Origin of the sequence: Lentzea albidocapillata subsp. violacea (genome assembly GCF_900100275.1) — a bacterium.
Lineage (GTDB): Bacteria > Actinomycetota > Actinomycetes > Mycobacteriales > Pseudonocardiaceae > Lentzea > Lentzea violacea.
On the sequence record NZ_FNET01000001.1, the window covers coordinates 142,912 to 168,608 of the forward strand.

Sequence of the window (25,697 nt, forward strand, 5' to 3'; positions counted from 1 at the left end):
TTCCGTCCGCCCCTCATCTGCTCCGGTGGAGGATCGGCTACCGGAACAGCCGGGCCGGCACCGCCTCTGCGAGCATCCGGTAGCCGGCCGGGTTCAGGTGCAGGTGGTCACCGGCGTCCGCGGCGGCCAGGAGTCGCCGCGGATCGGCCGGATCGCGCACGGCGGCGTCGAAGTCGACGACCGCGTCGAAGCGGCGGCTGGTGCGGATCCAGCGGTTGACGGCCTGCCTGGCCGACTCGCGGAAGCCGCCGGGGTCGTCGTAGCCGCTGCCGCCGAACGGGAGCAGCGTGGCGCCGTAGACCTTGATGTCGTGGGCGTGGGCGCGGTCGGTGATCTGCCGGTAGGCGGCGATCAGGTCGTCGGATACCTGCTTCTGCGCCGTTTCGTCCGGTGCGGCGGTGCCGATGTCGTTGACGCCCTCGAAGAGGATCAGCCACCGGACGGCGCACTGTGCGAGTAGGTCGCGGTCGAGCCGGGCCAGCACGCTGGGACCGAGGCCGTCGTTCAGCACGCGGTTGCCGCCCGCGGCCTGGTTGAGGACCGCGATGTCCTTGCCCCGCAACCGGTCGAAGAGCTGGTTGGGCCAGCGGTCGTTGCCGTTGGTGGTCGAGCCGCGGCCGTCGGTCAGCGAGTCGCCGATCACGACCACGCTGGAGGCGTCCGCGCGCACCTCGACGCCGCTGAGGAAGTACCAGTGGTCGGTGGGAGTCGCGTCCGGCAGGCCGGGGGAGTCGACGTGGTTGCCCGCCATCAGGTGGGACGTGGTGCGGGAGCCGGGGTGCGAGGTGATCGCGGTGGACGCCTGGCCGTTCGCGAGGTAGACGGTCACGGTGATGTTGGTGCCCGGAACCAGCGTGAAGGCGAGCGGATCGGACAGGACCAGCGCGCCGACCGGAACGTTCGCCGAGGCCCTGCCGTTGAACGTCACGGGCCGTACCGTGCCCGGCTGGATGGCGCTGACGCCCGCGCGGCCGTCCGCCGGCAGTGCGACGGTGACCGCGGTGATCGGCAGCACCGCCCCGCCGAACGCGTTGGAGAACCGCAGCCGCATCCGCCGCCCGCCGACCGAGACCTGAACGGTCTGGCGCAGCGTGGCATCCGCCAGCACCAGGCCTTCCTGGGTGAACGGCGGCGGTGGCATGTTGTGCGGTTCCGTCAGCTGTGGCATCGACGTCCACGTGGTGACCCAGCGTTCGCTCCGGGCATCGGCCGGGGCGACGGTGGGGACGAGTACGCCGGTGGCGGCCAGGCCGAGGAACGAACGCCTGCGCATGTCTCACATCCCTTTCGAGAAGGGGTTGGAAGACGAACGTAGGAGCGGGCGCGAACGGGAGTCAATCGCTTGGGCCGTAAGAATAAGTTTCGAAACTTCTCGGGGAGGATCAACGCGGGAGGTAGCGGCGCAACGCCTGTGATCGCTGGACGAGCATCCTGAGGTCCGCGAGCGTGCCGCGGGCGGCGCCCATGGCACGCGCCTGCACCAGGACGTTGCCCAGTGCGGTCGCCTCGGCCGGACCCGCGACCACCGGGAGGCCGCACGCGTCGGCGGTGAGCTGGCACAGCAGCTCGTTGTGTGAGCCGCCGCCGACGATGTGCACGACCTCGACCTCCTTGCCGGACAGCCGTTGTGCGTCGACGATGGCGTCGCGGTGGGCGAGCGCGAGACTGTCCAGAATGGATCGGACGATCTCGGCCCGAGTCATGCTCTTCCCGCACCACCGCTCGATCCGGGCGGGCATGTCGCCGGGCGGGAGGAACACCGGGTCGTTGGGGTCGAACACCGAGCCGGCCGCGTGCGCGGCTTCGCGCAGCAACGGTGCCAGCTCGGTGTCCCAGGTCTGCAGGCATTCCTGTAGCAGCCACAAGCCCATCACGTTGCGGAGGTAGCGAATCGTGCCGTCCACGCCGCCCTCGTTGGTGAAGTTGGCGGCACGGCTTTCGGCGGTGAGGACCGGTTCGGAGAGTTCGACGCCGACCAGTGACCAGGTACCGCAGGAGATGTAGGCGAACCGGTCCGTCTCGGCGGGCACGGCGACTACGGCGGACGCGGTGTCGTGCGATCCGACCGCGATGACCGGGACTCCGTTGTACGTACCGGCGGGGTCGCCAGGTCGGCGCAGCGCAGGGAGAAGGCCCGGCAGTGCACGGGTCAGCTCGGGTGACCACTGTCCTGTTCGGACGTCTATCAGGCCGGTCGTGGTGGCGTTGGTGTACTCGGCGCCACGTTCGCCGGTGAGCCAGTAGGAGATCAGGTCGGGGATGAGCAGCAGCTGGGAGGCCTGGGGGAGCAGCGGTTCGGCCATGAGCTGGAACATCGTGTTGAACGGCTGGAACTGCAGCCCGTTGATCTCGTACAGGCCGTCGGGCGGCTCGATCCCGTCGGTGCGGGAGTCGCGGTAGTGCACCGGGTCGTCCAGCAGTCCGCCGGACGCGTCGAGCAGGCCGTAGTCGACCGCCCAGCTGTCGATGCCGATGCTGTCGATCTCACCGGCGAGCCGCAGCCCGGCCAGCACCTCGCGGTACAGGCCGGGCAGGTCCCAGTGCAGCGAGCCGCGCCGGTGCACCGGACCGTTGGCGAACCGGTGCACCTCCTCGATGTGAACGTGGCCATCGGTGACGACGCCTCGCACCACCCGGCCACTCGACGCACCGAGGTCGACCGCCGCGACCGCCGTCATCGCAGGAACGCCGCGGCGACACCGGCGTCGACCGGCACGTGCAGGCCGGTCGTGAGCGACAGGTCTCCCGCTGTGAGCGCGAACACCGCCGCGGCAACGTGTTCGGGCAGCACCTCGCGCTTCAGCAGGGTGCGCTGGGCGTAGAACTCGCCGAGCTTCTCCTCGGGCACGCCGTAGACGGCGGCGCGCTGGGCGCCCCAGCCGCCGGCGAAGATCCCGGAGCCGCGGACCACGCCGTCCGGGTTGATGCCGTTGACGCGGATGCCGTCCTCGCCGAGTTCGGCCGCCAGCAACCGGACCTGGTGCGCCTGGTCGGCCTTGGCCGCCCCGTACGCGACGTTGTTCGGGCCGGCGAAGACCGCGTTCTTGCTGGAGATGTAGATGATGTCGCCGCCCATGCCCTGAGCACGCATGACCCTGGCGGCCTGCTGTGAGACCAGGAACGAGCCCTTGGCCATCACGTCGTGCTGCAGGTCCCAGTCGGCCTCGGTGGTCTTCTCGAGCGGCTTGGAGATCGACAGGCCGGCGTTGTTGACCACCAGGTCCACGCCGCCGAACGCGAGTGCCGCCGCGCGGAACGCCTCGGCGATGCCTGCCGCGTCGGTGACGTCGACGGTCACCGGCACCGCCACGTCGGAGGAACCGATGCCTGAAGCGACCTCACGTGCGGCGTCAGCGTTGCGATCGGCGACCACGACGCACGCGCCCTCGGCCGCCAGCCGTTCGGCGACCGCCCGGCCGATGCCCGAACCGCCGCCGGTGACGAGTGCGACGCGGGTGGCCAGGGGCTTGGGCTTCGGCATCCGCCGCAGCTTGGCCTCTTCGAGGGCCCAGTACTCGATGCGGAACTTCTCGCGCTCGTCGATCGGCGCGTACCGCGAGACCGATTCGGCGCCCCGCATGACGTTGATAGCGTTCACATAGAACTCGCCCGCCACCCGCGCGGTCTGCTTGTTCCGGCCGAAGCTGAACATGCCGACGCCCGGCACGAGCACGACGGCTGGGTCTGCGCCGCGCATCGGCGGGCTGTCCGGTTCGGCGTGCCGCTCGTAGTACGCCCGGTACTCCTCGCGGTAGGCGGCGTGGAGTTGTCGCAAGCGTTCCACGACTTCTTCGACCGGCGCGCTCGGCGGCAGGTCGAGCACCAACGGCCGGACCTTGGTGCGCAGAAAGTGGTCGGGGCAGGACGTGCCGCGCGCGGCCAGTTCCGGATGCCGTTCCCGCGACAGGAAGTCCAGCACCACGCCGGAGTCCGTGAAGTGGCCGACCTGCGGAGTGTCCGCGGAGGCCAGGCCGCGGATCACCGGCGCCAGTTCGGCGGCCCGCACCCGGCGCTCCTCTGTGGACAGTGGCTCATGGACCACCGGTCCGAACGGCTCCGCGCGGCCGTGGTCGTCGAGGTAGCGCTGCGCGGTCTGGATGATCTCCAGCGAGTGCGCCTCGCACTCCTCGCTCGTCGCACCCCACGCGGTGATGCCGTGCCCGCCCAGGACGACGCCGATGGCCTGCGGGTGGTCCCGCCTGATGGCCGCTATGTCCAGTCCCAGCTGGAAACCCGGCCGCCGCCACGGCACCCAGGCCACGCGGTCGCCGAAGCACGCCTTGACCAGTGCCTCGCCGTCCGCCGCCGTCGCGAACGCGATACCGGCGTCCGGGTGCAGGTGGTCGACGTGCGCCGAGTCCACGAGACCGTGCATGGCCGTATCGATCGACGGCGCCGCGCCTCCCTTGCCGTGCAGGCAGAAGTCGAACGCGGCGACCATCTCGTCCTCGCGCTCCACACCCGGATAGACCTCGGTCAGCGCGCGGAGCCGGTCGAGCCTCAGCACCGCGAGCCCGGACTCCTGAAGCGTCCCCAGGTCACCGCCGGATCCCTTGACCCACATCAGTTCCACGGGCTGCCCGGTGACCGGGTCAGTCTCCGAACCCTTGGCCGAGGTGTTGCCACCCGCGTAGTTGGTGTTGCGCGGATCGGCGCCGAGCCGGTTGCTCCGCCCCAGCAGCGCTTGGACCTGCTCCATCACGCACCCCACCCGGCGGCCTCGCCACCGACTCGTTCCCGGACGATCTGCTCGGCGTACCCGGACCGCCGGTACGCGGCCATAGGATCGGGATCCAGCCCCATGTCCTCGCGCAACTCCCGCAGAAGTGGCCGCACGTCGGTGTTGTAGGCGTCCATCAACGCGGCGTTCGCCTCCAGCACGTCACCGGCCCGCTGGGCCGCGTCCAACGCGCTGTGGTCGACGAGCAGCGCCTTCGCAGTGGCCTCCTGGACGTTGAGTACGGACCGGATGATCGCCGGGATCTTCGGCTCCAGGTTGTGGCACTGGTCGAGCATGAACGCGATGCCGGCGGCGGGCTTCAGCGCGTCGGCCAGCACGATCTCGTGCATGATCCGGAACAGCTGGAACGGGTCGGCCGCCCCGGCCATCAGGTCGTCGTCGGCGTAGAAGCGCGAGTTGAAGTCGAACGCGCCGAGCTTGTCCGCCCGCAGCAGGAACGACACGATGAACTCGATGTTCGTGCCGGGGGCGTGGTGCCCGGTGTCGATCACGACCTGCGCACGTTCGCCCAGCTGCAGGCAGTGCGCGAACGCCGTGCCCCAGTCCGGCACGTCCGTGGCGTAGAAGGCGGGCTCGAAGAGCTTGTACTCCAGCAACATCCGCTGATCAGCGCCGAGCCGGTCGTAGGTCTCCCGCAACGCCTCGGCAAGCCGGTCCTGACGCGCGCGGAGATTGTCCTGGCCGGGATAGTTGAGGCCGTCGGCGAACCACAGCTTGAGATCGCGCGACCCCGTCTGGTCCATGATGTCGACGCACTCCAGCAGGTGCCCGACCGCCTTGCGCCGCACCGTCGCGTCCGGATGGCAGACGCTGCCGAGCTTGTAGTCGTCGTCCTGGAACACGTTCGAGTTGATGGCCCCGAGCGCGACACCCCGGTCCCGCGCGTAGGAGGCTAGCTTGCCGTAGTCGTCGACCCTGTCCCACGGGATGTGCAACGCGACGGTCGGCGCGACGCCGGTGAGCCGATGCACCACGGCGGCGTCGTCGATCTTCTCGTACGGCGTGCGCGGAACTCCCTGCTGCGCGAACACCTTGAACCGGGTACCGGAGTTGCCGTACGCCCACGACGGCGTCTCGATCCGCTGCTCGCGCAGCGCGTCCTTCACGCTCATTGTTCTCCCCAAAGCTTTTCAGTCGAGGTGGAAGACCTCGTCGAGCGGGCGCATCCGTTCGTCGGCGTTGCCGTCGCCGACGAAGAACTCCGCCATCTCGGTCTGCCAGCGCGCGTTCACCTCGGTGCGTGCCATCTCCGCGAGCGCCGCGTCGAAGTCGTCGCACTCGAGGTAGCCGACGAGCAGGCCGTCCTCAGCGAGGTAGAGGGAGTAGTTGCGCCATCCCGCTTCGCTGAGGGCGGCCCGCATCTCCGGCCACACCTCGCGGTGCCGCGCCCGGTAGTCGTCGAGACGATCCGGGCGGACCCGCAAGGTGAAGCAGACGCGCATGTCAGAAGTCGAACTTGTCGATGTTGTCCTTGGTGAACACCGTCGGCGGGCCGAGCACGACCTCGCCCTTGGCGCCGACCGTGTACTCGCCGAGCTCGCCGGCCTGGTACTTCTCGCCCTCCGCGCCGGTGATCTGCCCGGACGCGAGCGCGGCGGCGGTGTGGGTGGCGAGGTAGCCGAGCTTCGTCGGGTCCCACAGCGAGAACGACTTCACCGTGCCGTCCTGAACGAACTTGCGCATCTGGTTCGGCGTGCCGAGACCGGTCAGCTGCACCTTGCCTTTGTACTCCGACGAGCTGAGGTAACGGGCGGCCGCCGCGACACCGACGGTGGTCGGCGAGATGATGCCCTTGAGGTTCGGGTGCGCCTGCAGCAGGCCCTGGGTCTTCTGGAACGACGTCTGGTCGTCGTCGTTGCCGTACGCGGTCTCCACCAGCTTCAGGCCTGCGTACTCGGGCTTCGCGAGCTCGGTCTTCATGACCTCGATCCACGCGTTCTGGTTGGTGGCGTTGGGAGTCGCGGACAGGATCGCGATCTCACCGGACCCGCCGACGGCCTCGGAGATCAGCTTCACCTGGCCCGCCGCGATCTCGGTCGAGGTGGCCTGGTTGATGAACACGTCGCGGGCGTCCGGGGCGGCGTCGGAGTCGAACGTGACGACCTTGAGCCCTTGTGAACGTGCGCTCTTCAGCGCGGGCGCGACGGCGTTGGCGTCGTTGGCGGAGATCACCAGCGCGTCCTGCTTCTGCTGCGCGGCGGTGTTGATGTAGGTGACCTGCGAGGAGGCGGCCGCGTCGGATGGTCCGGTGGCCTTCACCTCGGCCTTGATCGCCGTACCCGCCTGTTCGGCACCCTTCTGCGCCACGGTGAAGTACGGGTTGTTGACCTGCTTGGGCAGGAACGTGATCTTCAGACCCTCTTTGAGCGCCGCGTTGGGATCACCCTTGGCGGCGTTGGTGGCGCCGCCGGTCTGATCGCCGGCGCTGTCCTTCGTGGTGCCACCGCAGGCGGTGAGCGCGACGGCCCCGGACATCACCAGGGCGAGCACTAGACGTGTGTTCATGGCGCGGCCTTTCTCAGACTTCCGACGCGACGGGTGACGGACGGGGCGAGCACGCTCACCAGGAGCAGGAGCCCGGTGACGATGGTGAGGACCTCGGTGGAGGTGTCCTGCAGGATCAGGAGGTTGCGCAGGCCGCCCAGCAGCAGCACGCCCGCGAGCACGCCGAAGAGCGATCCCTTGCCACCGAAGATGGACACGCCGCCGAGCAGCACGGCGGCGACGACGGCCAGTTCGAGCCCGACGCCGTTGTCCGCGCGGGCGCTGGAGAAGCGGAACGTGTAGACGATGCCCGCGATCGCGGCCACGGCTCCGGCGAGCACGAACAGGCTGAGCTTCACGCGCTTGACCCGGATGCCGGAGAAGCGCGCACCCTCTTCGTTGGCGCCGATCGCGAAGACGGACCGGCCGAACGAGCTGGCGTGCAGGGCGACGCCGAACAGGACGGCGAGGACAGCGGCCAGCACGATCGGATACGGGATGTCGGTGCCGGGCACCGGGGTCGTGCCGAACGACGTGTAGCTCGCCGGGAAGTCGGCGACCGCGGTGTCGCCCAGGACCACCAGCGCGAGGCCGCGGTAGAGCGCGAGCGTGCCGATGGTGACCGCGAGCGACGGCAGACCGAGTCTCGTGACCAGCAGGCCGTTGACCGCTCCGCACACCGCGCCGGCGACGATCACGGTCGGCAGGATCGTCTCCAGCGACCAGCCCGCGTTCCACAGCCAGCCGATCAGCGCGCTGGACAGGCCCAGCACCGACGCCACGGACAGGTCGATCTCGCCCGCGACGATCACCAGCGTGAGCGGCAGCGCGATCAGCGCGATCTCGCCGATGTCGAGGCCGAGGTAGAAGAGGTTGCCGCCGGACAGGAACGAACCGTCGGTGCTGATCTGACCTGTCAGCGCTACCACGACGAGCAGGAACACCAGCGCGGTCTCCCACCGCAGGAGGTTACGCATGGCTGGTCCCTTCGGAGGTGCGCAGGGCTTTGGCCAGCCGCAGTGCCAGGAGCCGGTCGACGGTGATCGCGCTGAGCAGGAGCGCGCCCGCGATCGCCTGCTGCCAGAACGCGGGGATCTGCAGCACCACCAGGCAACTCGTGATCGTGCCCAGCAGGAGCGCGCCCAGCGCGGCCCCGGTCACCGTGCCGGACCCGCCGAAGATCGCGACGCCGCCGACGACGACCGCCGCGACGACCTGGAGTTCGAGGCCGGTGCCCGCCGCCGCGTCGACGGTGCCGTAACGGGCCACCCACAGCGCACCCGCGAGCCCGGCGATCAGTCCGGAGACGGCGAACGTTGTGAGCGTGCGCCTGGCGACCGGGATGCCCGCGAGCGTGGCGGCCTCCGGGTTCGAGCCGATCGCGTACAGCTCGCGGCCGGACCGGTAGGAACGCAGGTAGACGGCGGCCACCACGATCACCACGACGGCGACCAGCACGAGGATCGGGATACCGAGGATGCGGCTGCTGCCGAGGTCCAGCAGGGCGTCGGGCAGGTTGGCGGCGTTGACCTGCTTGCCTTGGGCCAGCGCGTAGTCGATGCCCCGGAACACGTACAGCGTGCCGAGCGTGACGACGAGGCTGGGCACGTTGCCCAGCGCCACCAGCAGTCCGTTGAGGAGCCCGCAGGCGAGGCCGACCGCGACGCCGAAACCGATGCCCAGCAGGAGCGGGGTGCCGGGGTTGTCGGCGAAGTGCTGGGCGGTGAGGAACGCGGACAGGCCCAGGACCGAGCCGACGGACAGGTCGACGTTGCGGGTGATGACCACGAGAGTCTGGCCCACCGCGAGGAGAGCGACGATCGAGGCGTTCAGGAGGAGGTCGCGCAGGCTCTGCGGCTGGATGAACCGCGGGTTGACGATCGCGGTGGGGATGACCACCAGGGCCAGCGCCACGACGATGCCGAGCTCGCGGACCCGGCCGACGCGGGTGGTGAGACGGCGGGCGGCGGTGCGCCGGGAGGTGGGTGGGGTGGCGGTGGGGGTGAGTTGGGTGGTCATGGCGCCACCGCCCGCCCGCAGGAGCGACGACGCGCCGGTGCTGCGGTCATTTCGCCGCCGGCTGTCCGGCGGCGGGACGTGGTGCGTCGGGCGGGTGGGGTGGCGGTGGGGGTGAGCTGAGTGGTCATGGTGCCACCGCCTGTCCGGAGGCCGCCATCGCCACCGGCTGTCCGGCGGCGGGACGTGGTGCGTCGGGCGGGTGGGGTGACTGTGGGGGTGAGTTGGGTGGTCATGGCGCCACCGCCTGTCCGGCGGCCGCCATCGCCACCCGTTCCTCCGTCGCCTCGGCCCGTGCCAGCTCCTTGACGAGCCGGCCCTCGTGCATCACCAGCACGCGGTCGGCCATGCCGAGCACCTCCGGCAGTTCCGACGAGATCATCAGCACCGCCACGCCCTGCCCGGCCAGTTCCGACAGCAGCCGGTGCACCTCGGCCTTCGTGCCGACGTCGATGCCACGCGTCGGTTCGTCGACTATCAGCACGGACGGGGTGCGCGCCAGCCACTTCGCCAGCACGACCTTCTGCTGGTTGCCGCCGGACAGCACGCCGACGGGGTCGCTCAGCTTCGAGAACTTCAGCCGCAGCTTCACCGCCCAGTCCTGCGCGAGTGCACGTTCACTACGACGGCGCAGCAACCCGAACGTCGACAGCCGGCCCAGCGAGGCGAGCGCGGTGTTGCGTTCGATGGACGCGTCCATCACAAGTCCCTGCTGGCGGCGGTCCTCCGGCACGAACCCGATGCCCGCGGCCATCGCGGCGGTGGGTGAGCCGTACTTCAGCCGCCTGCCGTCCACGTGCACGGAACCGGCGTCGGGACGGTCGATGCCGAAGATCGCCCGTGCCACCTCGCTGCGTCCGGCGCCGACCAGCCCGGACAGGGCGACAATCTCGCCCGCGCGGACGTCGAACGACACGTCGGTGAACACGCCCTCGCGGGTCAGCCGTTGCACCGAGAGCAGTACGTCACCCGCTGTCGTGTCCTGCTTGGGGAAGAGTGCCGACAGCTCACGGCCGACCATCCGGCGCACCAAGGAGTCCGGTGTCTCATCGGTGAGTTCGCCGGACCACACGAACTCGCCGTCACGCAGCACCGTGGCGCGCTGGCACAGCTCGAACACCTCGCCGAGCCGGTGCGAGACGAACAGCACGGCGGCGTCCTGCGCGCGCAATGCCTGCACCACACCGAAAAGCCGCTGCACCTCGTGCGCGGACAGGGCGGCGGTGGGTTCGTCCATGACGATCACGCGGGCGTCGAACGACAACGCCTTGGCGATCTCGACGAGCTGCTGGTCCGCAATGGACAGTCCGCGCGCCGGACGTGCCGGATCGAGCCTGACTCCCAGCCGGGAGAACAACTCCGAGGTGCGGGCGTGCATCTCGGCGACGTTGATGCGACGGCCGAACCCGAGCGGCTGACGGCCCATGAACACGTTCTCGGCCACCGACAGGTCGCCGAACAGCGTCGGCTCCTGGTAAATGATCGCGATGCCCGCCGCCAGTGCGTCGGCCGGACCGGAGAACCGCCGCGCGGAGCCGTCGACCAGCACCTGGCCCGCGTCCGGGCGGTGGACCCCGGCGAGTGTCTTGATCAGCGTCGACTTGCCGGCGCCGTTCTCCCCGAGCAACGCGTGGGCCTCGCCGGGCAGCAGTCGCAGCGACACCCCGGACAACGCGCGGACGGCGCCGAAGGACTTGCTCACCTCGTCCAGTGCCACCACGGGAGGTCGGTCCACGTCCGTCTCCTCGATGTTGAAACGTTTTAAAGCCTGAGTTACGAGCACTCTGGGTGTGTTACGCCATTGTGTCAAGAGTTCCGGGGTACGATCTGTTGTCACGTTTCAACAAAGGAGCCACCGGTGAGGCCGTCAGTGGGCATCCGCGACGTCGCGCAGCACGCCGGCGTGTCCAACGCGACCGTTTCGAACGTGTTGAACCGGCCCGATGTCGTCGCTCCCGCCACGCGCCAGCGGGTGCTGGCCGCCATCGAGGAACTTGGCTTCGTGCGCAACGAGTCCGCGCGCCAGCTGCGCGCGGGCAGCAGCCGGGTGATCGCCTACGTCGTGCTGGACGCGGCGAACCCGTTCTTCACGGACGTGGCCCGCGGCGTCGAGGACGCGGCACGGGAAGCGGGCCTCGCGTTGTTCCTGTGCAACAGCGCCTCCGACGGCGGCAGGGAACGCGAGTACCTGGAGCTGCTGCACGAACAACGCGTCGAGGGCATCCTGATCACCCCGGTCGACGCGGAGAGCGCGCAGATCGCCGAACGCGGCACGCCCGTCGTGCTGGTCGACCGCGAGGCGACGGACGGAACGCGCTGTTCGGTGGCCGTGGACGACGTGCTCGGCGGCGAGCTGGCGGTCACCCACCTCATCGAGAACGGCCATACCCGCATCGCGATGGTCGGCGGACCGCTGTCCATCCAGCAGGTGCGCGACCGGCGCCAGGGCGCGTTGCGAGCGCTAACAAACGCCGGCCTGCCTGCGGATTCACTCACGTTCCTCGAAACGAGGAGCTTGCAGGTAGCGGAAGGCCGGGGTGCGGGGGAGCGGCTGGTGGGCCTGCCCGCCTCCCGGCGCCCCACGGCGGCGTTCTGCGCCAACGACCTGCTCGCGCTCGGCCTGCTGCAGTCGATGACGCAGCAGGGCCTGCGCGTACCGGACGACCTCGCCGTCGTGGGCTACGACGACATCGAGTTCGCCGCGGCCGCCGCCGTTCCGCTGACGTCGGTGCGCCAGCCGCGCGAGCAGCTCGGCCGCACCGCCGCCCAGTTGCTGTTGACGGAGAACGAGCCGGACCACGAGCACCGGCACGTGAAGTTCCAGCCGGAGCTCGTGGTCCGCGCGTCCACCGCGATCAAACGCCGGCCGTGACTACCGGACGAGCATCATTTCCCGGTCACTTTCGACAATGCTCGAACTGTCCGGCGGAAGATAGACGTTCAGCGAAGCTGAAGTGAATGCGATGCCCGGCCGGAACGCTTTCGTGCGGGCCACCACGGTCACGTCGACCTGGTGGTGATCGCCGGTGCACGGAACGTTCGCCGTGTATTTGTCACCGGTCGCGAGCTCACCCCGCACGTTCTGCGTGACCTGCACCCACAACGACCCGGTGGCGCCGTTCTGGCACATCACCCGCAGTGGCACGACGACCGCGGCGCCTCGCGCCTCCAGCCTGCCCTGGGACTGGAGGGCCACCGCGGCCTCCACCGTCCCTGCCGACGCCGGCAATGCGGTGGCCAGTAATGCGGCCGCGGTCAGCACGAACGCCGAAATTGCACGCACGATTTTCACCTCGTTCTTGTGGAAGAGCGGAATGCGGCCGCACACCGACATTAGCCACGGGGTGTTCAGCTGTGCGAGGGGCCATTGATCGTCGAGCGAATCCAGTCCGTGCCGGCACGCCCGAGGAGTGATCGACGAGGGCAGCGGTCATGCTCCACGGTTGGATCCCGATCGGGTGGGCACCCCACAGCGGTACCGCCCGAACGGAAAGGCCGCGCCCATGTCGAACACGAGTCTCCTGGCCGACCGGTACCGGCTGGGCGAGGTGCTCGGCACCGGCGGGGTCGCGCAGGTGCGCCGGGCCAGGGACGTGCTGCTGGCGCGTGACGTCGCGGTCAAGCTGTTCCGGCCGGGCGAGGACCTCTCCGACGCACGCCGGATCGACAACGAGATCTGCGCGCTCGCGGGACTGTCCCATCCCGGCCTGGTCACGGTCTACGACGCGGATCCCGGCGGCGAGACGCCGTACCTGGTGCTGGAGCTGATCGAGGGCCGGACGCTGCGCGAACGCGTCGAGGACGGGCCGATGGCCGTCGAGGACGTGCGCCGGCTGGGGGCGGCCCTGGCCGACGCACTGGCCCACGTGCACGCCCGCGGTTTCATCCACCGCGACATCAAGCCCTCCAACGTGCTGCTCGACGACGACGAGATCCCCCGCCTCGCCGACTTCGGCCTGGTGAGCATGGCGGGCGGGGCCGGTCTCACCAGGACCGGCCAGGTCGTCGGCACGGCCGCCTACCTCGCGCCGGAACAGGTGCGCGGTCAGGAGGTCACCGCCGCGGCCGACGTGTACGCGCTGGGGCTGGTGCTGCTGGAGTGCCTGACCGGGCACCGCGAGTACCAGGGCACGGGGGTCGAGGCCGCCGTCGCCCGCCTGCACCGGCCGCCGGTGGTGCCGGACCACCTGCCGTTCGACCTCGTGCGGCTGCTGTCCAGGATGACGGCTCTGACCGTGGCCCGTCGCCCGACGGCGCGCGAGTGCGCCGAGGCCCTGGGTTCTCCGGTCGCGGAACCGCCGACTGTCGTCGTGGCCCGGCCGCCCCGCGCACGAGGACTGCTCGCGGCCGCGTCGGCCGTGGCGCTGATCTCGGCCATCGGCACGGGGATCAACGCGTGGAACGGCGTCACCTCGTCGGGTTCCGAGCCGCCGGCCACGAACGCGCCGGCGTCCAATCCCGCGCGCACCGCCGACTTCGTTCCCACGCCCGTCGTGGTGCAGCCGACCGCTCCGGTCGTCGCGCCGCCGGCGGTCCAGGTCGTGGACAGGGACACGCCGGCCGGAGCGGGCAACAGCGGAAAGGGCAAAGGCAAGGGCAAGAAGGGCGGAGACTGACCGTCAGCGCACGGGTAGCACGATGGCGGACGGCCTCTCCGGTCCGGAATGGACGGACTGGGTGGCCGCGACCATCCTCGTGGCCGTTGCGCGTGGTTCACCGGTGCCGGGATTGCGGGCGTACCGGGGGAACGCGCCACTGGAGACCTGCACACGGATGCGGTGCCCGCGCCGGAAGCGGTACGCCGTCGGCCACAACCGGACTGCGGCGCGCTGCGCTTCCTCCGCCGACGTAAGACTCACCAGCCCGTCGCAGACGTTCCACGAACGTCCCTCCGGATCGACGTCGCACAGCCGGACGAACACGTCGGCGTGCGCGAGGCTGGACGAGAACCAGATCTCGGAGCTGACCTCACCGACCACCTCGACGTCCTCGCCGAGAACGGGTGTGGTGTAGGTGAGCACGTCCGGCCGGGCTTCCAGGGCGGTGTTGTCGACGCGCCCGCCGTCCCGAGCCAGGCGCACCCCTCCGGACGCCGGGGTGGGGTCGGCCGGGTCGTAGCGGAATCTGTCCACTGAGGACTCGTCTGGCGTAGGACCGAGCACACCGCCCGAACCGAGGTGGAAGCGCGTGGGCGAGTAGCCGGCGGGCGGCCAGGAGTCGAACGGGCGCCACGCGTTCTCGCCCATCACGTACAGCTGAACGGGAGCGCGGTCCGGAGGCTCCTCGCCGCGAGCATGCGCCAGTCCGAACTCCACGGCTTCGCGGATCGGCGCTGCCATGACCTCCGTGTGGGTCCACGGCCCGACGGTCAGCCGCGCGGAACGGCCGTTGTCCTGCAAAGTCCGGAAGTCACGCAGCTGGCCCGGCAGGAAGATGTCGTACCAGCCGCCGATGGAACTGACCGGCACGGTCACGCCGGCGACCCGGTCGCTGTGGTCGAACTCCTCCCATCGCGTGGAATTCGCGTCGTGGACCAGGATGTCCTGCACGTAGCCGGAACGCGAGCCGAACGCCACGACGTCGGCGTCCCGCAACGGCAGCGTGTGCATCGCCCGTGCGGTCTTCCTGTCCTGGAACGGTTTGCGCAGCATCGACAGCGGGCGTTGCTGGGTGCCGACGAGCACGCCCCACTCGAACGGCGTCTCCAGCGACATGCCGTCCGCGCGCAGGAACTCCAGCGTCAAAGCGGATTCCGTCACCACCGGGATCATCGCCTTGACCTGCGGCGGCAGCCGGTCGGCGACCGCCCACTGCACGTGGCCGAGGTAGCTCAGCCCGTACAGCACGATCGCGTCGCTCCACGGCTGCTCCACCAGCCACTCGAGGGTGGCGAGGCCGTCCGCGCGTTCCTGGCGCATCGGGTCGAACGTGCCGCCGGAGCCGAAGCCGCCGCGCACGCTCTGCATCACCACCTGGTAGCCGCGCTCGGCCAGTGGCCTCGCGATCACCGCGCCGAACATGCGCCGCCCGTACGGGGAACGGATCAACGCCGTCGGCAGGCCGTCACCACCTGAACGCGGCATCCACCGGTCGGCGAGCAGGTCCACGCCGTCGGGCATGGGAACGCGCAGATCCCGCTGCACCACGACATCGCGGGTCAGCGGCGGCGAGAGCCTGAGCCCGCGCTGGAGGAGACGGCTGATCATCGATGCTCCAGGAGTAGGGAGAGCACACCCAGCAGGCGGTCGGTGAACGTCTCCGGATCGGGCGCTCCCGCGACCACCCAGGACGTGACGAACGATCCGGCGCCGCCCGTGATGAACGCGGCGAGGTCGTCGGCGGTCTGGTCAGAGAGACCGCGCAGGTGCTCGACGGCCTGCCGGTTGACCGGCAGGAGCAGGCTGATGAGCCCCCGGTCCAGCGCGAACGCGCACGAGCCGGTGAACAGGGCGCGGTAGAACACCCGGTGGCCGGCGAAGTGCCTGGCCACGGCGAGCGTCTCGGACCGTGCGTCCACCGGCGGGGTGAGGTCGGAGAGGCGGGGCAGCAGTTCACGGCGGGCGAGATCGAGTCCCGCCTCCAGCAGCAGCGAGTCCAGGTCTCCGAAGTGCTGGTAGACGACCCGCCGGCTGACGTCGGCCGACTCCGCGACCTCGGACACCGTGATCGCCGTCGTGCCCCGTTCCGTCACCAGGCCGACCACGGCCGCCAGGACGGCCGCGCGGGTGCGGCGCACCCGGCGGTCGCGTGGCGGCTCGACCTCGCGCAGTTCCATGCGCCAGATCGTGTAACAGCTGTTACTAATTAGTCAAGTGTTACTTATCGTCGTCGCGGTGACCGCGCAGCGAACCGGCGTGCGCCTTCGCCGAGGGGTCGTTGCGCGTCTTGACGAGGCTGGCGACCGTGACGACGACCAGGATCGCGATGATCACGCCGAGGCTCACCGGCGTCGGGATCTCGGGCACGCTCGCGGAGATGTCCACGTGCGCCCAGTGCAGGATCAGCTTGACGCCGATGAACGCGAGGATGATCGCCAGCCCGGCCGACAGGTAGACGAGCCGGTCGAGCAGGCCCTTGACGAGGAAGAACAACGCGCGCAGGCCGAGCAGCGCGAAGGCGTTGGCGGTGAAGACGATGTAGGGCTGCTCGGTCACGCCGAACACCGCGGGGATCGAGTCGAGCGCGAAGAGCAGGTCGACGCCGCCGATCGCGACCAGTACGACGAACAGGGGAGTGGCCATCCGCCTGCCGTCGACGCGGGTGAAGATCTTGCCGCCGACGTAGTCGTCCGTGACGGGCAGGAGCTTGCGCGCGGTCTTCACGACGACGTTGTTCTCGACGTCGGGATCCTCGTCGCGGTGCCGGAACAGCTGCACCGCCGTGAAGATCAGCAGCAGCCCGAACAGCAGGAACATGAACGAGAACAACGACAGCAGCGTCGCGCCGACCGCGATGAAGATGCCTCGCATGATCAGCGCGAGCACGATGCCGAACGTCAGCACCTTGTGCTGGTGCTCCTCGGGCACGAGGAACGTGGTCATGATGATCACGAAGACGAAGAGGTTGTCGACCGACAGGCTTTTCTCGACGATGTAGCCGGCGAAGTACTCCGCGCCGAACCCGCCGCCGTGCGCGCTCGCGAACCACACGCCGAAGCCGATGGCCACGAGGATGTAGAACACCGACCACAGACTGGCTTCGCGGAAGCCGATCCGGTGTGGCCGCCACGCCGCGAGCACGAGGTCGACCGCCAGCAGCGCGACGATCACCCCGATCGTGACCGCCCACGTCAGTCCGCTGATCTCCAGCACCGCAAGTCCCTCCAGCCGCCCGGTCCGTCCGCAATGGACGTTACCGGGCGGTGAAGGCGGGCCACACCCCTAGGGTGTGTCGAACTCGGGAGTCAGGACGCGGTCGAACCCGACCTGCCGCGCGGGCCCGGTCAGCGTGAGCTTCAACGAGGTGTGGATGTTCGCGCTCGACGTGCCGACGTGCAGCTCGGCGTCGCCGGGGTCGACCTGGCGGCGGCCCGCCCGGCCGGTGTAGGAGGTGAGGTCCGCGTGCAGCCGTGCGGTCACCGTGCGGGTCTCGCCGGGAGCGAGGTCCACCTTCACCGCGCCGATCAGCTGCCGCACGGGCCGGGCGACCTCCGCCACCGGGTCGTGCAGGTAGATCTGGACGACCTCGGCGGTCGCGACGTCCGTGTCGTTGCGCAGGACGACGTGCACCGCGCAGGTGCCGTCGGTCGGCCACTCGCGTTCCTCGCACCCCGCCGTCACCCACGTGACGGGCACGTAGGACAGGCCGTGGCCGAACGGGAACAGCGGGGTCGGGTCGACCGTGCTGACCTCGCTGCGGGTGCCGAGCGGGGCGCTGAGGTAGGTGGACGGCTGGGTGGAGCCGGCGCCGGGGAAGCTGACCGGGAGCCGGCCGGACGGGTCGACGCGTCCACTGAGGACATCCGCCAGCGCCGCCGCGCCCTCCTGGCCGGGGTAGAAGCCGCACACGACGGCGGCGAGCCGGTCGACCTGCCGGGACAGGTCGTAGGGCCGGCCCGACAGCAGCACGAGCACCACCGGCTTTTCGGTGCCGAGCACCGCTTCCAGCAGTTCCTCCTGGCGGCCGGGTAACTTCAGGTCCGCGACGTCGCAGCCCTCACCGGACGTGCCCTTGCCGAACAGGCCGGCCTGGTCGCCCAGCACCACGACGCAGGTCTCCGCCTGCCGCGCGGCCTCGACCGCTTCGGCGATCTCGTCGTCGGTCCCGCCGAGCACCGGACATCCCCGCGCGAACACCACGTCGTGGTCCGCGCGCAACGCCTCCAGCACGGTGGCGACCTCGATGCCCATCTCGGCGTCCGGGTGGTGCACGCCGACGTGCAGCGGGAACGAGTAGCAGCCCATCATCGCGCCGGGCTCGTCCGCGCGCGGGCCGACGACGGCCAGTCGCCGGCCGGTCAACGGCAGCACGCCGTCGTTCTGCAGCAACACGATCGAGCGTTCCGCCACCTCGCGGGCGAGGGCGCGGGACTCGGGGTCGTCCAGGTCGAGGTCCGCGTCGGGCGCGGGGGAGTAGCCGGGGTCGAGCAGGCCCAGTTCGAACTTCTGCGCCAGCACCCGGGACAGCGCCCGGTCGACGACCGCCGTGTCCACCCGGTCGGAGCGGAGGCCTTCGAGCAGCGGCTCGCCGTAACAGTCCACAGTGGGCAGTTCGACGTCGATTCCGGCGGTCAGAGCCTGTACGGCCGCGTCCTCGCGGCCCGCGGCGACACCGTGCAGCTTGTGCAGGAACGCCACCGAGAAGTAGTCGGCGACCACGGTGCCGGTGAAGCCGTACTCGCCGCGGAGCAGCTCGGTGAGCATCGCCGGATCGGCGGCGACGGGCACACCGTCGTTGTCGGAGTAGGAGTTCATCACCGACCTGGCGCCGGCGCGCAGCGCCATCTCGAACGGCGGCAGGATCACGTCGGCGAGTTCGCGCGGCCCGATCGACACCGGCGCGAGGTTGCGTCCCGCGCGCGAGGCCGAGTACCCGGCGAAGTGCTTCAGCGTCGACACGATCCCGGCCGACTCCAGGCCCGCGACGTAGGCGGCGCCGATGGTGCCCACGAGGTGCGGGTCCTCGCCGATGGTCTCCTCGACCCGGCCCCAGCGCAGGTCGCGCGCGACGTCGAGGACGGGGGCCAGGCCCTGGTGCACGCCGAGGCGGCGCATCGAGTCGCCGAACCGCGCGGCCATGCGCCGCACCAGGTCCGGTTCGAAGGTCGCACCCCAACACAGCGGTGAGGGGTACACGGTCGCCTGCCACGCGGCCAGCCCGGTCAGGCACTCCTCGTGCGCCACCGCGGGAATCCCGAAGCGGCTCGCCTCGATGATCTGCCGCTGGGTGCGCGCGAGCGTGCGCGCGCCGACCTCCGGCGCGATCGGCCGGGTGCCGAAGACGCGGGTGAGCTGGCCGATGCCGTGGCGGATCAGCTCGTCGAAGTCCTGTGGTGTCACGGCGAACTCGTGCTGGTGCGGGGCCATCTCGCCGGCGGCGTCGATGCCGGCCCAGATCCCTTGCAGCTGTGCGATCTTCTCCTGCGGGGTCATCCGCGCGACGAGGTCGCGCACACGGTCTGCCACGGGGGCATGCGGGTTCCGCCAGAGTTCGTCCGGCGTGGTGGCTTCTGTCGTCACAAGAACCTCAGGGGGTCAGTGGGCGGGTCGACTGCCGGACGACCAGTTCGGTGCCCAGGGTGATGTGGGTTTCGTCGGGCTCGGTGCCGTTGATGAGTCGCACCAGCAACTCGACGGCGCGGTGGCCCATCTCGCGGATCGGCTGCTGCACCGTCGAGAGCGGCGGTGTGCACAGCGCGGACTCGGGGATGTTGTCGAAGCCGACCACCGACAGGTCCTCCGGCACCCGCAGGCCGAGCTCGCGGGCGGCGTCGATGGCGGCGATGGCGGTGGTGTCGTTGGCGGCGAAGATCGCGGTCGGCCGGTCGGGACGGCTCAGCAGGTACCGCGCGGACGCGGCGGCCACGTCCGCGTCGTAGTCGCCGCGCCGGACCAGGGTCTCGTCCACCGTGACGCCCGCGCTGGCGAGGGCTCCCCGGTACCCGGTTTCGCGCTGCTGCGCGGATTTCAGGTCCTCGCGGCCGGTGAGCAACCCGATTCGGCGGTGGCCGAGTTCGAGCAGGTGCTCGGTCGCGAGCCGTCCGCCGTGCAGGTTGTCGGAGTCGACCGTGGGCAGCGCCGCGCGCCCGGTGTGGGGGTCGACGGCGACGACGGGTGTGCCGGGCAGGCCTTCGAGGTCGACGGCCGGCGTGACCAGCACGGCGCCGTCGACGAGGGTGCCGCTCAGCCGCGTGAGGTACCGCTGCTCCCAGCCGTGGGGGTCGCCGGTGCGGCCGCCCGCCGAGTACACGACCAGCTCGAAACCCGTGCCGCGGATGGCATCCGCCGCACCCTTGAGCAGTTCGGTGCTGAACGGCTCTATGTCGGCGACCAGGATCCCGATGACGTTCGTGCGGTGGTTGCGCAGGCTCTGCGCGACGAGGCTCGCCTCGTACCCCAGGTCCTTGATCACGGCGGTGACCCGCGCGAACGTCTCCGCGGAGACGCCGTACCGCTGGTTGAGGACTTTGGACACGGTGGCTACCGAGACGCCGGCCTGAGCGGCGACGTCCTTGATCGTGACGCGAGAGCGTGGAGGCACCGGGACAGGCTAGCCGTGTAAAACGTTATCGACAACGATTGACACGAGCCGGATTTCGCGCCAGTCTCTGGCCCCAACACAGCAGTCCAACTCGGCCGACGTCGTCAGGAGTGGACCTGAAATGCGTTCGAGAAAGCCCCTTGCCCTCTTCGCCGCCGCGGCTTTCGTGCTGGCCGGATGCGGTGGTGGTGGCGGTGACGCCTCCACGGAAGGTCCCGTCACGCTCACCTGGTGGCACAACCGGACCACCGAGCCCATGAAGTCGAAGTGGCAGCAGATCGCCGACGACTTCCACAGGACCCACCCGAACACCTCGTTCACGATCGAACCGCTGCAGAACGAGCAGTTCCAGACCAAGGTGCCGCTCGCCCTGCAGGGCAACACCCCGCCGGACCTCTTCCAGCAGTGGGGCGGCGGAGCGCTCGCCGACCAGCTGAAGTCCGGCAAGCTCGCCGACATCACGCAGGCCTCGTCGGGCTGGATCGGCCCGCTGGCCAAGAACGCCGACGGCTGGAAGGCCGGCGGCAAGCAGTACGGTGCGCCGTACCTGATGCACGCGGTCGGGTTCTGGTACCGCAAGGATATCTTCGCCACGGCGGGAATCACCTCGGCACCGACCACTGTGGACGAGCTGAACGCGGCGGTCACGAAGCTGAAGGCCGCGGGCGTCGTGCCGATCGCGCTCGGCGGCAAGGACCGCTGGCCCGACGCGTTCTACTGGGCCTACTTCGCGGTGCGCCAGTGCTCGGTCGACACGCTGAAGAAGGCGGTCGAGAAGACCGAGCTCACCGACCCGTGCTTCCTCAAGGCGGGCGAGAACCTCAAGAGTTTCCTGGACACGAAACCGTTCCAGGACGGGTTCGTCGGGACGCCCGCTCAGCAGGGGGCGGGCAGCTCGGCGGGCCTGGTGGCCAACGGCAAGGCGGCCATGGAACTGCAGGGCGACTGGAACCCCGACGTGATGCAGGCGCTTACGGAGGACAAGGAGATCGGCTCGAAGATCGGCTGGTTCCCGTTCCCGAGCGTGCCGGGCGGGCAGGGCGATCCGAGCGTGCTGCTCGGCGGTGGTGACGGGTTCTCCTGCACCACCCGCGCTGCCAAGGCGTGCGCGGAGTTCCTCGGGCACCTCGTCGGCGACGACGTGCAGAAGATCCTCGCCGAGACCAACTCCGGTCTGCCGGTGACCCCTGCCGGGGTGGCCGCGCTGAAGAGCGAGCCGCACAAGACGATCGCCGAGGCCATGACCAAGGCGTCGTACCTCCAGTTCTACTTCGACACCGCGTTCCCGACCAAGGTCGGTCAGGCCCTGAACGACACCATCGCGAACTTCTTCGCGGGTCAGGGCGGACCCGACACCATCGTGAAATCGGTGAGCGAAGCAGCAGCCGGGAACAAATGATGAGTGCCGCGATCACCACGCGGCCGCCGACCGCCCCCGTGCCGCACGCGCCAGCGGCCGGGGGCACCCGGCGGCGGTCCCGGCTGCGGACCCGCCTCGAACTCGCCCTGCTGCTCGTCCCGGCACTGGTGCTGTTCGTCGGGTTCGTCCTGATCCCCATCGGCGTCGCCGGGTACTACAGCCTCTACTCGTGGAACGGCTTCGGCCCGCTCACGGACTTCGTGGGGCTGGACAACTACGTCGAGGCCTTCTCCGGTGACGTCTTCCAGGGCGCCATCGGGCACAACCTGATCATCGCCACGCTCTCGATCGTCGTTCAGCTGCCGCTGAGCATCGGTCTCGCGTTGCTGCTCAACCGGAAGCTGCGCGGCCGGACGTTCCTGCGGATGGTGGTCTTCGCGCCGTACGTGCTGTCCGAGGCGGTGACCGCGGTGATCTGGCTGCTCATGTTGCAGCCCGGCGGGTTCGTCGACGAGATCCTGCGCGGTGTGGGCCTGGGCGGTTTCGTGCAGCTGTGGCTCGCCGACCAGTCGCTCGTGCTCTACACGCTCTTCGTGGTGATCACGTGGAAGTACATCGGGTTCGGCGTGATCCTGCTGCTGGCCGGCCTGCAGGGCGTTCCGCCCGAGCTTCGGGAGGCCGCCGCGCTGGACGGCGCGAGTGCCTGGCAGACCACCCGGCACGTCGTGCTCCCGTTGCTGGGACCGACGATCAGGATCTGGGTGTTCCTGTCCGTGATCGGGTCGCTGCAGCTCTTCGACCTGGTCTGGATCATGACGCTCGGCGGTCCCGCCAACGCGTCGACGACCATGGCCACCTACCTGGTCGACCACGGCTTCAAGCGCTACGAGTTCGGTTTCGGCAGCGCGGTCGCGGTGATCCTGTTCATCATCTGCTTCCTGTTCGCGTTGCTGTACCAGAGGTTCGCTCTGCGTCGCGACACCCAGGGCGCGTTGACGGGAGTGCGCTGAGATGTCACGTCGTAACACCGTCGGCTACCTCGCCGCGTTCGCCGTCATCGGCGTGACGGTGGTGCCGCTGTTGTTCGTGGTGCTGGGCGGTTTCCGCACCACGGCCCAGATCAACTCCTCACCGGCCGGGTTGCCCGGCCCGTTCGTGTGGGACAACTACATCGAGGTCGCGACGTCGCTGCAGTTCTGGCGCCTGCTCGGCAACAGTATGCTGATCGCGGTGATCGCGACCACGCTGGCGGTCGTGCTCGGGTCGATGGCGGCGTTCGCGTTGTCCCGCTACGTGTTCCGGGGCCGCGAGGCGTTCTACACGTTGTTCACGCTGGGTCTGCTGTTCCCGCTCGGCGTGGCCACGCTGCCGCTGTACCTGTGGTTGAGAGAGCTGAACCTGCTGGAGAACCCGCTCGGGGTCGCGATTCCGGAGGCGGCGTTCTCACTGCCGGTCACGATCGTGATCCTGCGGCCGTTCATGAACGCGATCCCCGGTGAGCTGGAGGACGCCGCCCTGCTCGACGGCGCGGCCAAGCTCGGCTTCTTCTGGCGGATCCTGCTCCCGCTCTCGCGGCCGGCGCTGATCACGGTGTCCGTGCTCGCGTTCGTCACCAGCTGGAACTTCTACCTGTTGCCGTTGCTGGTGTTCAACGACTCCACGAACTTCACGCTTCCGCTCGGCGTGGCCATGTTCCAGTCCGAGCACACCCAGGACACCGCGAAGGTGCTCGCCTTCACCGCGCTGTCCATGATCCCCGCGCTCACGTTCTTCGTGTTCGCCGAACGTCGGATGGTCGGGGGCCTCACCGGTTCCGTGAAGGGCTGACTCACAAGGGAGTGAATCGTGCGTACCCGCTTAGCTGCCGGCATCGCCGTTCTGGTGGTGCTGTCGCAGACAGTTCCCGCTTCGGCGGCAGGGCCGTTGAAGAGTGTCACGAACAGGTACGTGGGCAGCGCGGTGGCCGCCCAGCACCTGAACGCCGAGGCCGACTACAGAAAGGTGCTGACGCGCGAGTTCGACAGCGTCACGCCCGAGAACGAGATGAAGTGGGGCGTGGTCGAAGCCGTTCGCGGCCAGTACGACTGGTCCGGCGCGGACGAGATCGTCAAGTACGCCAAGAAGACCGGCAAGTCCGTGCGCGGGCACACGCTGGTCTGGCACAGCCAGCTGCCCGACTGGGTCGACGACCTCGAAGCCGCGGAGCTGCGGGACGTGGTCAAGAACCACATCAGGACCGAGGCGGGCCGCTACCGCGGGAAGATCCGCGCGTGGGACGTCGTCAACGAGGCGTTCAACGAGGACGGCACGCGCAGGCAGACGGTGTTCCAGGAGAAGCTCGGCGACCGCTACGTCGCCGACGCGTTCCGCTGGGCCCACGCGGCCGACCCGAAGGCGAAGCTCTACATCAACGACTACAACGTCGAGGGGCTCAACCCCAAGAGTGACGCGGTGTACGAACTGGTGAAGTCGTTGAAGAGGCAGGGCGTCCCGATCCACGGCGTCGGCATCCAGGCACACCTCTCGCTGATGTACGGCTTCCCGGCGGGCGTCAGGGAGAACATCGCCAGGTTCGCCGCGCTCGGGCTGGACGTCGCGATCACCGAGGCGGACGTGCGGATCCCGCTGCCCGTCACCCCCGAGAAGCTCGAAGCCCAAGCGGACTACTTCGAACAGGTCTGGGACGCCTGCCACGCGGTGCGGCGGTGCGTCGAGTTCACCACGTGGGGCTTCACCGACCGTCACTCGTGGGTGCCGGACGTGTTCCCCGGTGAGGGCGCGGCCTGCCTGTTCGACGAGAACCTGAGGCCGAAGCCGGCCTATGCCCGGCTGAACTCCTAGCGGGTTTCAGGCGAGCGAGCAGGCGTGCCCGTTGAGAGTGAACGCGCGCGGCGTGGTGCTGCTTCCGGACGCGGTGAAGCCCATCAGCAACGACGATCCCGCGGGAATCGTGACGTTGTACGGCACGGCGGTCGCGTAGACGTCCCTGCCTGTCTGCCGCTGGGTCGCGTTCCACATCTCGGACACCGTCTGCCCGCCCGAGAAGGTCCACCGCAACGTCCAGCCGTTGATCTCCGCGGTACCGGTGTTGCGGAGGGTGACGTCGGTGCGGAAGCCGCCCTGCCAGGTGTGGGTGACGACGTAGGCGACCGAACAGCCGGTCACCGGCTTCGGCGCGGGCGGGGCGGCGGGTGTGGACGCGGCCGGGGTGGTGGGGGCCGGTGCCGGGGTGGCGCTCGGAGCGACGCACGGCGGCCCCCACCGCCCGAGCCGCTTGGTGGACGCGGACGCCTCCGCCTCCCGCATCGCGCGGTCGTCCGGATTCTCGTTGCGCGTCATGCCCATCTCGACGGCGAGCGTCGCGTAGTCGGTGCCGTCCGCCAGGCGTAGCGACGCCACCGGTTCGCCGTCCGGGGTCCGCTCGACCGGCTTTGCGAGCAGCATCGTCTTCGCGAACGTCGTCGACGCTTCGGCCCAGCACGCGTCCGCCGCGGCGAGTCCCTGGACGCGCACCTCCTCACCGTCGGAGAACCGCACCGTCCGGACGTCCACGACGTCCTGCACGGTCGAGGAGTACGCGGTCTTGCGCGGCGGCTCGATGATCGAGGGGAACGCGGGCGGCGTCGTGGTGGAGACCGGTGGGGCCGGCTCCCCGCCGCAGCCGGCGACGCCGATCAGCAGAACCGCGGCGATCGCCGGCAGCCTGGTCGCCCGAGCGGGCCGCGCGTCGCCTCGTGATCGTCTCATTGTTCCTCGTGTACGCCCGAACGGTCGATGTGGTCCCGGGAGGCTACGACCTTTCGGAGGAACACGGAAGATCTTTCGGGTCGACGAAAAGTGTTCTTCGACGCTTTTCAGTCGAATTCCGGTCGAACGCGTGGCGCGCGTGAAAAACGC

At 69.7% G+C, this 25,697-nt stretch carries 22 protein-coding genes; 6 read left to right on the forward strand and 16 right to left on the reverse strand.

Translation table 11 applies throughout. From position 1 onward, the window contains the following. Window positions 1–37: 37 nt before the first annotated feature. The 9 genes from BLR21_RS00540 to BLR21_RS00580 all read right to left on the reverse strand — a co-directional run bounded on the left by BLR21_RS00540 (window position 38) and on the right by BLR21_RS00580 (window position 10,991). The gene (locus BLR21_RS00540) at window positions 38–1,273 is read right to left on the reverse strand and encodes an SGNH/GDSL hydrolase family protein (protein ID WP_090003659.1); all 1,236 of its coding nucleotides are present in this window, start codon (window positions 1,271–1,273) and stop codon (window positions 38–40) included. A gap of 109 nt (window positions 1,274–1,382) precedes the next feature. Continuing rightward, complete coding sequence (locus tag BLR21_RS00545; protein WP_090003660.1) at window positions 1,383–2,678, reverse strand: rhamnulokinase; 1,296 nt, start codon at window positions 2,676–2,678, stop codon at window positions 1,383–1,385. Next, a complete protein-coding gene (locus BLR21_RS00550) occupies window positions 2,675–4,699 on the reverse strand; it encodes a bifunctional aldolase/short-chain dehydrogenase (RefSeq protein ID WP_090003661.1) in 2,025 nt (674 codons plus the stop codon). Before BLR21_RS00550 ends, BLR21_RS00545 begins: the two co-directional genes overlap by 4 nt. Continuing rightward, window positions 4,699–5,853, reverse strand: coding sequence for an L-rhamnose isomerase (gene rhaI / locus BLR21_RS00555; protein ID WP_090003662.1), 1,155 nt, complete (start codon window positions 5,851–5,853; stop codon window positions 4,699–4,701). The genes BLR21_RS00550 and rhaI overlap by 1 nt, the downstream gene beginning before the upstream one ends. 18 nt (window positions 5,854–5,871) lie before the next feature. After that, window positions 5,872–6,183: an L-rhamnose mutarotase gene (locus BLR21_RS00560; RefSeq protein WP_030478608.1), complete on the reverse strand. Its 312-nt coding sequence runs from the start codon at window positions 6,181–6,183 to the stop codon at window positions 5,872–5,874. A gap of 1 nt (window position 6,184) precedes the next feature. Continuing rightward, entirely contained in the window at window positions 6,185–7,246 is a 1,062-nt protein-coding gene (gene rhaS / locus BLR21_RS00565; protein WP_218130694.1) for a rhamnose ABC transporter substrate-binding protein, read from the reverse strand. Beyond that, window positions 7,243–8,202 carry an ABC transporter permease gene (locus BLR21_RS00570; protein ID WP_090003663.1) on the reverse strand — a complete coding sequence of 320 codons (960 nt, stop codon included), beginning with the start codon at window positions 8,200–8,202 and terminating at the stop codon, window positions 7,243–7,245. Before BLR21_RS00570 ends, rhaS begins: the two co-directional genes overlap by 4 nt. Then, window positions 8,195–9,244 carry an ABC transporter permease gene (locus BLR21_RS00575; RefSeq protein WP_090003664.1) on the reverse strand — a complete coding sequence of 350 codons (1,050 nt, stop codon included), beginning with the start codon at window positions 9,242–9,244 and terminating at the stop codon, window positions 8,195–8,197. The genes BLR21_RS00570 and BLR21_RS00575 overlap by 8 nt, the downstream gene beginning before the upstream one ends. Before the next feature lie 229 nt (window positions 9,245–9,473). Further along, window positions 9,474–10,991, reverse strand: a complete 1,518-nt coding sequence (locus tag BLR21_RS00580) for a sugar ABC transporter ATP-binding protein (RefSeq protein WP_143027606.1) — start codon at window positions 10,989–10,991, stop codon at window positions 9,474–9,476. 108 nt (window positions 10,992–11,099) lie between these two features. On the opposite strand from BLR21_RS00580, the gene BLR21_RS00585 reads away from it, so the two are divergent. Then, the gene (locus BLR21_RS00585) at window positions 11,100–12,113 is read left to right on the forward strand and encodes a LacI family DNA-binding transcriptional regulator (protein ID WP_256334351.1); all 1,014 of its coding nucleotides are present in this window, start codon (window positions 11,100–11,102) and stop codon (window positions 12,111–12,113) included. On the opposite strand, the gene BLR21_RS00590 is transcribed toward BLR21_RS00585, so the two are convergent. Then, window positions 12,114–12,575, reverse strand: coding sequence for a hypothetical protein (locus BLR21_RS00590; protein WP_090003666.1), 462 nt, complete (start codon window positions 12,573–12,575; stop codon window positions 12,114–12,116). Between the two features lie 169 nt (window positions 12,576–12,744). Between BLR21_RS00590 and BLR21_RS00595 the strand changes: the two genes are divergently transcribed. Then, complete coding sequence (locus BLR21_RS00595) at window positions 12,745–13,857, forward strand: serine/threonine-protein kinase (protein ID WP_090003667.1); 1,113 nt, start codon at window positions 12,745–12,747, stop codon at window positions 13,855–13,857. Window positions 13,858–13,860: 3 nt separating this feature from the next. On the opposite strand, the gene BLR21_RS00600 is transcribed toward BLR21_RS00595, so the two are convergent. The 5 genes from BLR21_RS00600 to BLR21_RS00620 all read right to left on the reverse strand — a co-directional run bounded on the left by BLR21_RS00600 (window position 13,861) and on the right by BLR21_RS00620 (window position 20,440). Next, entirely contained in the window at window positions 13,861–15,447 is a 1,587-nt protein-coding gene (locus tag BLR21_RS00600; RefSeq protein ID WP_090003668.1) for a CocE/NonD family hydrolase, read from the reverse strand. Further along, window positions 15,444–16,016 carry a TetR/AcrR family transcriptional regulator gene (locus BLR21_RS00605; protein WP_090003669.1) on the reverse strand — a complete coding sequence of 191 codons (573 nt, stop codon included), beginning with the start codon at window positions 16,014–16,016 and terminating at the stop codon, window positions 15,444–15,446. Before BLR21_RS00605 ends, BLR21_RS00600 begins: the two co-directional genes overlap by 4 nt. Window positions 16,017–16,056: 40 nt before the next feature. Then, on the reverse strand, window positions 16,057–17,052 hold the full coding sequence (locus BLR21_RS00610) for a TerC family protein (RefSeq protein ID WP_090003670.1): 996 nt from the start codon (window positions 17,050–17,052) through the stop codon (window positions 16,057–16,059). A 69-nt stretch (window positions 17,053–17,121) separates the two neighbouring features. Then, on the reverse strand, window positions 17,122–19,419 hold the full coding sequence (locus BLR21_RS00615) for a beta-xylosidase/alpha-l-arabinosidase (RefSeq protein ID WP_090003671.1): 2,298 nt from the start codon (window positions 19,417–19,419) through the stop codon (window positions 17,122–17,124). 7 nt (window positions 19,420–19,426) lie between these two features. Continuing rightward, entirely contained in the window at window positions 19,427–20,440 is a 1,014-nt protein-coding gene (locus BLR21_RS00620) for a LacI family DNA-binding transcriptional regulator (RefSeq protein WP_090003672.1), read from the reverse strand. 121 nt (window positions 20,441–20,561) lie between these two features. Between BLR21_RS00620 and BLR21_RS00625 the strand changes: the two genes are divergently transcribed. Genes BLR21_RS00625 through BLR21_RS00640 form a run of 4 tightly spaced genes read left to right on the forward strand, consistent with a single transcriptional unit; the run spans window position 20,562 to window position 24,641 of the window. Continuing rightward, entirely contained in the window at window positions 20,562–21,839 is a 1,278-nt protein-coding gene (locus BLR21_RS00625) for an extracellular solute-binding protein (protein ID WP_090003673.1), read from the forward strand. Continuing rightward, the gene (locus tag BLR21_RS00630) at window positions 21,839–22,810 is read left to right on the forward strand and encodes a carbohydrate ABC transporter permease (RefSeq protein WP_090003674.1); all 972 of its coding nucleotides are present in this window, start codon (window positions 21,839–21,841) and stop codon (window positions 22,808–22,810) included. The genes BLR21_RS00625 and BLR21_RS00630 overlap by 1 nt, the downstream gene beginning before the upstream one ends. Window position 22,811: 1 nt before the next feature. Further along, the gene (locus BLR21_RS00635; protein WP_090003675.1) at window positions 22,812–23,627 is read left to right on the forward strand and encodes a carbohydrate ABC transporter permease; all 816 of its coding nucleotides are present in this window, start codon (window positions 22,812–22,814) and stop codon (window positions 23,625–23,627) included. 18 nt (window positions 23,628–23,645) lie between these two features. Next, complete coding sequence (locus BLR21_RS00640) at window positions 23,646–24,641, forward strand: endo-1,4-beta-xylanase (protein WP_256334352.1); 996 nt, start codon at window positions 23,646–23,648, stop codon at window positions 24,639–24,641. Window positions 24,642–24,647: 6 nt separating this feature from the next. Here BLR21_RS00640 and BLR21_RS00645 read toward each other — a convergent pair whose 3' ends face one another. Then, complete coding sequence (locus tag BLR21_RS00645; protein WP_090003676.1) at window positions 24,648–25,547, reverse strand: cellulose binding domain-containing protein; 900 nt, start codon at window positions 25,545–25,547, stop codon at window positions 24,648–24,650. Window positions 25,548–25,697 lie beyond the last annotated feature (150 nt).

Excerpts from the sequence above, each read along its gene's own strand:
- BLR21_RS00630 (WP_090003674.1), top strand. The coding sequence starts at position 21,839 with ATGAGTGCCGCGATCACCACGCGGCCGCCGACCGCCCCCGTGCCGCAC.
- BLR21_RS00545 (WP_090003660.1), bottom strand. The coding sequence starts at position 2,678 with ATGACGGCGGTCGCGGCGGTCGACCTCGGTGCGTCGAGTGGCCGGGTG.
- BLR21_RS00540 (WP_090003659.1), bottom strand. The coding sequence starts at position 1,273 with ATGCGCAGGCGTTCGTTCCTCGGCCTGGCCGCCACCGGCGTACTCGTC.
- BLR21_RS00635 (WP_090003675.1), top strand. The coding sequence starts at position 22,812 with ATGTCACGTCGTAACACCGTCGGCTACCTCGCCGCGTTCGCCGTCATC.
- BLR21_RS00570 (WP_090003663.1), bottom strand. The coding sequence starts at position 8,202 with ATGCGTAACCTCCTGCGGTGGGAGACCGCGCTGGTGTTCCTGCTCGTC.
- rhaS (WP_218130694.1), bottom strand. The coding sequence starts at position 7,246 with ATGAACACACGTCTAGTGCTCGCCCTGGTGATGTCCGGGGCCGTCGCG.
- rhaI (WP_090003662.1), bottom strand. The coding sequence starts at position 5,853 with ATGAGCGTGAAGGACGCGCTGCGCGAGCAGCGGATCGAGACGCCGTCG.
- BLR21_RS00625 (WP_090003673.1), top strand. The coding sequence starts at position 20,562 with ATGCGTTCGAGAAAGCCCCTTGCCCTCTTCGCCGCCGCGGCTTTCGTG.
- BLR21_RS00550 (WP_090003661.1), bottom strand. The coding sequence starts at position 4,699 with ATGGAGCAGGTCCAAGCGCTGCTGGGGCGGAGCAACCGGCTCGGCGCC.
- BLR21_RS00605 (WP_090003669.1), bottom strand. The coding sequence starts at position 16,016 with ATGGAACTGCGCGAGGTCGAGCCGCCACGCGACCGCCGGGTGCGCCGC.
- BLR21_RS00560 (WP_030478608.1), bottom strand. The coding sequence starts at position 6,183 with ATGCGCGTCTGCTTCACCTTGCGGGTCCGCCCGGATCGTCTCGACGAC.
- BLR21_RS00645 (WP_090003676.1), bottom strand. The coding sequence starts at position 25,547 with ATGAGACGATCACGAGGCGACGCGCGGCCCGCTCGGGCGACCAGGCTG.
- BLR21_RS00600 (WP_090003668.1), bottom strand. The coding sequence starts at position 15,447 with ATGATCAGCCGTCTCCTCCAGCGCGGGCTCAGGCTCTCGCCGCCGCTG.
- BLR21_RS00590 (WP_090003666.1), bottom strand. The coding sequence starts at position 12,575 with ATGTCGGTGTGCGGCCGCATTCCGCTCTTCCACAAGAACGAGGTGAAA.
- BLR21_RS00575 (WP_090003664.1), bottom strand. The coding sequence starts at position 9,244 with ATGACCACCCAACTCACCCCCACCGCCACCCCACCCACCTCCCGGCGC.
- BLR21_RS00595 (WP_090003667.1), top strand. The coding sequence starts at position 12,745 with ATGTCGAACACGAGTCTCCTGGCCGACCGGTACCGGCTGGGCGAGGTG.